Raw genomic sequence first — 317 nt, 5'->3', positions numbered from 1 at the left:
CTTCGTGGATAGTAAAGCAGATACAGATTATTACATTAAAAATAAAAATACAGTTGCAAAGTTGATTGCTGAGGGTATATTAAATAAAAAAATAGATAACGAAGGAGTTAAACAGATGTACAAACATGCAATCGTTTATGATGGAGAAGTTGATAAAATCTCTGCAACTATTGTTGGTTGGGGTTATAATGATGGAAAAATACTGATATGTGATATAAAAGACTATGTACCAGGTCAGACGCAAAATCTTTATGTCGTAGGTGGTGGAGCATGTAATAAGATAAGTTCTATAACAAAAGAACATTATACAATGATAA

Annotated in this window: 1 pseudogene; it reads left to right on the top strand. The window is 30.6% G+C overall.

The features are described 5' to 3' along the window. Positions 1-317: pseudogene (locus KGF39_RS19640) on the top strand (cell wall hydrolase); the annotation flags it as partial.

Source organism: Clostridioides sp. ZZV14-6345, assembly GCF_020657775.1.
GTDB classification, from domain to species: Bacteria; Bacillota; Clostridia; order Peptostreptococcales; family Peptostreptococcaceae; genus Clostridioides; species Clostridioides difficile_D.
Note: the sequence above shows the minus strand (reverse complement) of the source record. Positions and strands in the feature narration are given on the sequence as shown.